Here is a 6,165-nt window from a genome sequence, read left to right on the forward strand (position 1 = left end):
ACGGAGAACAAAAGGGGGATTTTTAGATGGGTTTGTTACTAATGGTCGGAATCAGCGTCGTCTTCCTCGCAGCTATCTTCACAGCTGGATACAACAGAAAACCTGAAGGTAATCAATAAGAGCCGAGATTCTCACGAATCCGGCTCTTTTTTTATTTCAATCCAGCATATCCTTGTTGACGGAGCGCCTCATAAACGATGATGGCCGCCGTGTTTGAGACGTTGAGTGACCGAACGAGGTTCGATTGGGGTAAACGGATGCAGCGGTCGAGGTTGTCCTCGATCACTTCCATCGGCAAACCTTTTGTCTCGCGTCCGAAGACAAAGAAATAATCTTTATCAACCGCAGACACATCGAGGTCACTTGGGTACTGTTCCCCATACTTGGTAATGTAGAAGAACTCTCCGTCCGGGTGTTTGGCCCACAGTTCATCGAGCGAGTCGTGATAACGGACGTCGACGAATTGCCAATAGTCGAGCCCGGCCCGTTTGAGCATTTTGTCGTCCGTCGAGAAACCTAACGGACGAATCAAATGGAGCACGGAATTCGTCGCCGCACATGTGCGCGAGACGTTACCCGTATTTGCCGGGATTTCTGGTTGGAACATTACTACATGGATTGCCATAATCTACTCCTCACTTCACTTGTTCGAGATCAAGTAATCGTTGTTTTTGATGAAGGCCGCCTCCGAACCCGGTCAGTTGCCCTCCGCTGCCGACGACGCGATGGCATGGGAAAATGACGGGCAACGGATTGCGGTTCAGCGCCTGGCCAACCGCCCGAACCGCTTTCGGGCGGCCGATTTGTTCAGCGATTTGTTTATACGAACGCGTTTCCCCGAATGGGATCGTCAATAACGCATCCCATACTTCTTGTTGGAAGACGGTCCCATTCATCTCGATCCACTCGCGGTCAGACGATTGAAGCCCATTTTGCTCCACGCGTTCAATCAGGTCGGTCAGCCAACTCGGCGCCGATCCGTCATCTGCTTCCGTCTCCGCAAAATCTAACGCGCATAGCTTCCCTTGCGCGTTCAATTCATACGCCAATGTACCCCATTTAGATGACACGGTCTTCACGGTCCCACTCCTCTCGGAACAATCGAATCTCTTCATGTACGAGCTCAGACGTCTCCGTCGACTCTATTTGTCGATAAATCGTCTCGGCTTCGGCTCCGAGAATCGCACCGATCGCCCAGACGGCCGTCGCCCGCATGTCTTCGCGCTCATCTTGTCGAATAAAGTCTTCGAGCACCGGCACGGCCGATGGTTCCCGATAATGGGCCAACGCTAAAATCGCATTTCGCTGAATCGGCTTTTTGCCGCGCCATGCGCCAGACAGATGGCCAAACTTCGCTTTGAACTCCCGATTGCTCAAGTTCAGTAACGGGACGAGCAACGGTTTGACGATTTCAGCTTCAGGAAGCAGTTCCTCATGATGGCGCCAATCTTTTTTCCGATTATACGGACAGACTTGTTGGCACGTGTCGCAACCGTAAAGCCGCCCGCCGAGCTTCGAACGAAACTCGCGTGGCATAAGTGTCTTCATTTGCGTCAAATAGGCGATACAACGCTTGGCATCGAGGACACCTGGTTCGATGAGTGCCGTCGTCGGACAAGCCGTCATACATTTCGTACATTCTCCGCATCCGTCCTCAATCATCTCGTCCGGTGGTAAGTATGTGTCCAGGATCATCTCCCCTAAATAAAGGTACGACCCCTTCTCGGGCGAAATGATGGAACAGTTCTTGCCGCTGAAGCCGATTCCGGCCCGTTCGGCGACGGCACGGTCGACGAGTTCTCCCGTGTCGACCATCGAGCGTGTCCGGACGCCCGGGACGAGCTGTTCAATATACGCTTGCAGTTGCTCAAGCCTTGAGCCGACGGCGCGATGGTAGTCGAGCCCCCACGATGCCCGGGCGAACAAGCCCCGCCGTTCATCGGCAACACTTCGCGGCGCATCTTTCAATTTGCTCGGATACGCGATGGCGATGGCGATGATCGACTGCGCCTCGTCGAGCAACAGCGTCGGCGTCGTCCGTTTGTCCAAGTCAGGCTCCTCGAACCCCGAGGCGAATCCCTTCTCTTGCTGCTTCACGAGACGTTGCTTCATGACGATGAACGGGTCGGCGGTCGTCACTTTCAACTCGTCAATCCCGATCGTCGTCGCATATGCTACAATCTTCTGTTTGAGTGTCTCCGGGTCCATCCCGTTCATCGAATCACCTCTTTCGTGTCTATTTTCGCATACAAAAAATCTCCCCGCCAGTCGGCAGAGAGATGATGAAGCGGGTGAAGAGAATCGAACTCTCGTCATCAGCTTGGAAGGCTGAGGTTTTACCATTAAACTACACCCGCATGGTTCAAATGAGTCGTCTGTAAAAGCGACTACAATCAATATACATCTATACCTTTAGGAAGTCAATACTTTTGAAAAAATTTATTTGATAGCTTATGAAATCTATACTTATGGTGTATGAATACATATAATTCCCTTATCTCTCTTCTTCAAACCATATCTCACTATAAGATAAACGTCGCGGTATAAAAATATCCTGCCGACTCTGTCGGCAGGAAGTTCTATTACAATGACGATGTTTTTGGTTCCCGAAGCAAATGTTTAATATCTCGGAACGTGACGAACGTCTTGTTTTTAGCATCATATAGTTTATAGCGCAGCGATTTCAAACTAGAGAACAGACCAATCGTCGTCGCTTTCTGGAGCGGCGGTGTCGCCGTATGGGCTTGTTCAAGGTTATAGTTCGGTACGCGTGGGCTCAAATGATGCACGTGATGGAAACCAATGTTTCCCGTCACCCACTGCAACACTTTAGGCAACTCGTAATACGAGCTCCCTTCAATTGCTGCTTTCACATAATCCCATTCGCTCTCGTCCTCGAAATACGAGTCTTCGAACGTATGTTGGACATAGAACAACCAAATCCCGAGGACACCTGCCGTGAACATCGTCGTTCCTTGAACGATCAAGAATGCTTTCCATCCGACGAGCGCGATGACGAGTGCGTAGAGCACGACGAGAGACAAGTTGATGAGATACGTGTTGTTGCGCTCTTTCTTACGTGCGTCTTTCCGGTTGAAGCGGCTCGTGATAAGGATCAGGAACAAAGGTCCAAGGCCGAACATGACGAGCGGGTTACGATAGAGACGATATTGGAGACGAGTCCACTTCGAAGCTTCGACGTACTCTTCGATTGTCATGACCCAAATGTCACCAACTCCCCGCTTATCTAAATTCCCACTCGAGGCATGGTGAATCGAATGCTCTCGTTTCCACTTCTCATACGGGAATAACGTCAAGATACCCATGATCGTCCCGACGATGGCGTTCGCTTTCTTATTTTTGAAAAACGAACCGTGCGTGCAGTCGTGGAAAATGATGAACATCCGGACGACGAAGCCTGCTGCCACGATGGCGAGCGGGATGGTCAAGAAGACCGAAATTTGGAGCGCCTGATAGGCAAGGATCCAGGCGGCAAGAAACGGCAGGATCGTGTTGATCATCTGCCGGACGCTCTTCTTCACGTCGGCCTTTTCAAACGGCGAGACGTGTTTCCGGAGCTGGGCGATTTTTTCTTTACTCATGTACAACTTCCTCCTCAATTGCATACAGCGTTGACGACAACAAAAATGAAATATGAAACCAACTACACTATGATAGTGACGACGGCATCCATCGCCATAAGAATCAATTTGTCATAAAAATATTATTACCAGGTAATTATATCACATCATATAGAATAAATCGTTCATTCCATAACAGTAATTGAATCAATTATTATTTCAGTCTCAATAATTCCCATTAAAATTCCTTATATGGAATTATTAATATATAAAGTGTGTTAGACTCCAATTATGTAGAGATAGGAGGAAATGTTATTGTTTCAGAAATTAAAAAATTTGATCACACCTAAGCGATTAATCATCATGGCGAGCGTCTTTATCTTGCTTATCCCAGTCTTCTTTGTCAGCTATACGTTCTATAAAAATTTGAGTCAAGGCGTCGAAAATAAAGACCTTGATGACAAATATGCAAAGCGAGTCAAAGAGTTACAAATCGAAGTTTCTAAAGAAGACCCATTAGATCGGAGAGGCAACTCCACCGCAAAGACGCGTGTTGAATTGGAGGTCTCCTTCAATGAAGAGAAACCGAGCCGAACTGGATTGATTAAAAATATGCACTTGATGACACATCAAAAAATATCGGCCCGTTCCAAATGGGGAGCGATTCCGATGACCCCAGACAATATACAACAGTCCGCTGACTATTTGGAGCTCCTAAAAACTAAATTCAAAATTGGTGACAGTATGTACTCGGAATTGAAAACGATGCTCGATCACTGGTCGCAAGGTGACTTCTCTCAAGCAGACAAGGAACAAGATCGTTTGTTGCACTTCCTCCAAGCGAGTAGAGGGTTCTCGAACGGATTAGCTACCAAGAATGAAGAAGAACTCTTTATTTTGAACAACTTCGGACCTGAATACTTGAACACGTTGGAAGAAACGACGTACACGTCATATAAAGAATCATCTCAATGATGATTCTTTTTTGATTGATGCAAAAAGCTCTGACACGAGTGTACCTTTCATAGTTCAGCTTCTTAACACTTCTGCCCTATTCTTTATGCGTCGTTTCCCTTTCTCCATTCTTCTTGGTTTTAGATACACAAAAAAAGACCCTAGCCTCAGCTAGGATCTACGGATACCGGTGGTCGGAGTCGAACCGACACTCCAGAGGAACACGATTTTGAGTCGTGCGCGTCTACCAATTCCGCCACACCGGCATATTATGTTGGAGGCGCCAGTCGGAATCGAACCGACGATAGAGGAGTTGCAGTCCTCTGCCTTACCACTTGGCTATGGCGCCAAATTGAATGGAGCGGAAGACGGGATTCGAACCCGCGACCCCGACCTTGGCAAGGTCGTATTCTACCACTGAACTACTTCCGCATAATGGCTGGGCTGGAAGGGATCGAACCTACGCATGTCGGAATCAAAATCCGATGCCTTACCACTTGGCTACAGCCCAATAAAATGGGGCGACTGAAGGGAATTGAACCCTCGAATGCCGGAATCACAATCCGGTGCGTTAACCACTTCGCCACAATCGCCATAATTATATTAAGAAGCAGGGGCAGCAGGAATCGAACCCGCGCTGACGGTTTTGGAGACCGTAGTTCTACCGCTAAACTATGCCCCTAAGTGGTGGGGGGGGGCGGATTCGAACCGCCGAACCCGAGGGAGCGGATTTACAGTCCGCCGCGTTTAGCCACTTCGCTACCCCCCCACATGGTGGCTTTGGACGGAATCGAACCGCCGACACAAGGATTTTCAGTCCTTTGCTCTACCAACTGAGCTACAAAGCCATGTATGTAGTAATTTAATTAAAAAAATGGCGGTCCTGACGGGATTCGAACCCGCGATCTCCTGCGTGACAGGCAGGCATGTTAACCACTACACCACAGGACCACTGATAATTGCGGGGGCTGGATTTGAACCAACGACCTTCGGGTTATGAGCCCGACGAGCTACCAGACTGCTCCACCCCGCGACGATATAAAACTTTAAATGGTGACCCGTACGGGATTCGAACCCGTGTTACCGCCGTGAAAGGGCGGTGTCTTAACCGCTTGACCAACGGGCCATATCTTGGATTGAAAAACTGGCGGAGAGCAAGGGATTCGAACCCTTGAGACGGTTTTGCCGCCTACACGAATTCCAATCGTGCTCCTTCGGCCACTCGGACAGCTCTCCAAAAAGAGAAAAGTGGCTCCGCAAGTAGGATTTGAACCTACGACCTACCGGTTAACAGCCGGTTGCTCTACCACTGAGCTATTGCGGAACGATCTTGCCTGGCAGCGTCCTATCCTCACAGGGGGAGACCCCCAACTACTTTCGGCGCTGAAGCGCTTAACTTCCGTGTTCGGCATGGGAATGGGTGTGGCCGCTTCGCTATCGCCACCAGACAAGTATTATATTAACATTATTTAGTCATAACGTCAATATTTTTTAAGAGATCGTTCTCTCAAAACTGAAGACTCATCAATTCACACAAACCATTAGACTAGATCAAAGCCTCGACCGATTAGTATCATTCAGCTCCACACGTCGCCGTGCTTCCACCCATGACCTATCTACCTCATCGTCT

Annotated in this window: 5 protein-coding genes, 14 tRNA genes and 2 rRNA genes; 1 reads left to right on the forward strand and 20 read right to left on the reverse strand. The window is 48.9% G+C overall.

The genetic code is table 11. From position 1 onward, the window contains the following. Window positions 1-151 precede the first annotated feature (151 nt). The 5 genes from trmL to desA all read right to left on the reverse strand — a co-directional run bounded on the left by trmL (window position 152) and on the right by desA (window position 3,602). On the reverse strand, window positions 152-625 hold the full coding sequence (gene trmL / locus KNP75_RS10895; RefSeq protein ID WP_034776487.1) for a tRNA (uridine(34)/cytosine(34)/5-carboxymethylaminomethyluridine(34)-2'-O)-methyltransferase TrmL: 474 nt from the start codon (window positions 623-625) through the stop codon (window positions 152-154). Between the two features lie 10 nt (window positions 626-635). Beyond that, window positions 636-1,070 (reverse strand): methylated-DNA--[protein]-cysteine S-methyltransferase, encoded by a 435-nt coding sequence (locus KNP75_RS10900; RefSeq protein ID WP_215190425.1) that lies wholly within the window; start codon window positions 1,068-1,070, stop codon window positions 636-638. Continuing rightward, window positions 1,060-2,208, reverse strand: coding sequence for a tRNA epoxyqueuosine(34) reductase QueG (gene queG / locus KNP75_RS10905; protein WP_138860337.1), 1,149 nt, complete (start codon window positions 2,206-2,208; stop codon window positions 1,060-1,062). Before queG ends, KNP75_RS10900 begins: the two co-directional genes overlap by 11 nt. Window positions 2,209-2,286: 78 nt before the next feature. Next, window positions 2,287-2,357, reverse strand: a tRNA-Gly gene (locus KNP75_RS10910). Between the two features lie 225 nt (window positions 2,358-2,582). Continuing rightward, entirely contained in the window at window positions 2,583-3,602 is a 1,020-nt protein-coding gene (gene desA / locus KNP75_RS10915; RefSeq protein WP_034776483.1) for a Delta(5) desaturase DesA, read from the reverse strand. 294 nt (window positions 3,603-3,896) lie between these two features. On the opposite strand from desA, the gene KNP75_RS10920 reads away from it, so the two are divergent. Further along, a complete protein-coding gene (locus KNP75_RS10920; protein ID WP_215190367.1) occupies window positions 3,897-4,556 on the forward strand; it encodes a DUF6241 domain-containing protein in 660 nt (219 codons plus the stop codon). Between the two features lie 164 nt (window positions 4,557-4,720). Here the strand turns inward: KNP75_RS10920 and KNP75_RS10925 are convergent. The 15 genes from KNP75_RS10925 to KNP75_RS10995 form a co-directional block, all read right to left on the reverse strand. Then, window positions 4,721-4,801, reverse strand: a tRNA-Leu gene (locus KNP75_RS10925). A 9-nt stretch (window positions 4,802-4,810) separates the two neighbouring features. Continuing rightward, window positions 4,811-4,884, reverse strand: a tRNA-Cys gene (locus tag KNP75_RS10930). Window positions 4,885-4,892: 8 nt separating this feature from the next. After that, window positions 4,893-4,967, reverse strand: a tRNA-Gly gene (locus tag KNP75_RS10935). A gap of 4 nt (window positions 4,968-4,971) precedes the next feature. Then, window positions 4,972-5,046: transfer RNA gene (locus KNP75_RS10940), tRNA-Gln, on the reverse strand. Window positions 5,047-5,052: 6 nt separating this feature from the next. After that, a tRNA-His gene (locus KNP75_RS10945) sits at window positions 5,053-5,128 on the reverse strand. 18 nt (window positions 5,129-5,146) lie between these two features. Beyond that, window positions 5,147-5,217, reverse strand: a tRNA-Trp gene (locus tag KNP75_RS10950). Between the two features lie 3 nt (window positions 5,218-5,220). Beyond that, a tRNA-Tyr gene (locus tag KNP75_RS10955) sits at window positions 5,221-5,304 on the reverse strand. Window positions 5,305-5,307: 3 nt separating this feature from the next. Beyond that, window positions 5,308-5,383: transfer RNA gene (locus KNP75_RS10960), tRNA-Phe, on the reverse strand. A 27-nt stretch (window positions 5,384-5,410) separates the two neighbouring features. Then, window positions 5,411-5,486: transfer RNA gene (locus tag KNP75_RS10965), tRNA-Asp, on the reverse strand. A gap of 8 nt (window positions 5,487-5,494) precedes the next feature. After that, window positions 5,495-5,568 (reverse strand) — tRNA-Met (locus KNP75_RS10970). Between the two features lie 18 nt (window positions 5,569-5,586). After that, window positions 5,587-5,661 (reverse strand) — tRNA-Glu (locus tag KNP75_RS10975). 19 nt (window positions 5,662-5,680) lie between these two features. After that, window positions 5,681-5,771: transfer RNA gene (locus KNP75_RS10980), tRNA-Ser, on the reverse strand. Between the two features lie 13 nt (window positions 5,772-5,784). Next, window positions 5,785-5,859: transfer RNA gene (locus tag KNP75_RS10985), tRNA-Asn, on the reverse strand. Between the two features lie 8 nt (window positions 5,860-5,867). After that, window positions 5,868-5,983 (reverse strand): 5S ribosomal RNA (gene rrf, locus KNP75_RS10990). 99 nt (window positions 5,984-6,082) lie between these two features. Continuing rightward, window positions 6,083-6,165, reverse strand: a 23S ribosomal RNA gene (locus KNP75_RS10995); the annotation flags it as partial.

This window comes from Exiguobacterium sp. s6, assembly GCF_018618155.1.
Lineage (GTDB): Bacteria > Bacillota > Bacilli > Exiguobacteriales > Exiguobacteriaceae > Exiguobacterium > Exiguobacterium mexicanum_A.

Bases quoted from the DNA above. Each gene is read 5' to 3' on its own strand.
- trmL (WP_034776487.1), bottom strand. From the start codon at position 625: ATGGCAATCCATGTAGTAATGTTCCAACCAGAAATCCCGGCAAATACG.
- queG (WP_138860337.1), bottom strand. From the start codon at position 2,208: ATGGACCCGGAGACACTCAAACAGAAGATTGTAGCATATGCGACGACG.
- desA (WP_034776483.1), bottom strand. From the start codon at position 3,602: ATGAGTAAAGAAAAAATCGCCCAGCTCCGGAAACACGTCTCGCCGTTT.